At 60.9% G+C, this 626-nt stretch carries 1 protein-coding gene; it reads right to left on the bottom strand.

The genetic code is table 11. The features are described from left to right. Positions 1-626 (bottom strand): DUF3422 family protein (locus tag OWC48_RS45970; RefSeq protein ID WP_282525924.1); only part of this gene is annotated, 626 nt, incomplete at both ends.

The raw sequence follows: 626 nt of genomic DNA, 5'->3' as shown, positions 1-626 counted from the left end.
ATCGCCCCGACCGACAATCCTTCGACCGTGCACTGCAGCCGAAGTTGCTGTCTCGCGCGCTCGTTGATAGCCTGCAACAGGTCACGATTCTGTCGTTCGATTTCGACGTCGACCCGGGTTCGCAACAGATCGGCGGCGCGTGCGAGCTTGACCGACAGAGTCGCCTGGCGATCCTCCACAGTTGCGCAGGTTCGCATCGCCGGCGCCATGCGGCGTGCCAGAAACGACGACCAGGTTGGATAGCCCGAGACATCGTTGCCTTCAATGATGGATAGTCGCGATTGGACCAGCTCGTTATAGGCCCTGCTGGCGCCGAATCGAAACAGGCTGCCGGTCGCGCCTCTTTCGAAGGATGCGGCCAGCGCCGTCAGCTCGGCAAGCAGATGGTTGTTGAACTGCAGCCCCTCACCGCTTTGCATTTTCTCGAGCGCCTCAACAAGACGGCGGTCGATGCGATCAACAGACGGTGCAAGCTCAAGGGCCGCCGACAGGCCAAGCAGCGCCAATGGACGGTAGGTCTCGATTTCCAGGAGCCGCTGCACCAGCGCTCCGAGATCGTGCGACGTCAACCCGAGGTCGCAGACGAGGATTTTCGTGAAGCCTTTTTCGTCTACGCGGAAGTCTGA

It is taken from the genome of Bradyrhizobium sp. Arg816, from assembly GCF_029989365.1.
In the GTDB taxonomy this organism is placed as follows: Bacteria; Pseudomonadota; Alphaproteobacteria; order Rhizobiales; family Xanthobacteraceae; genus Bradyrhizobium.
The sequence above is the reverse complement of the archived record's forward strand: the minus strand, read 5'-3'. Positions and strand labels throughout refer to the sequence as shown.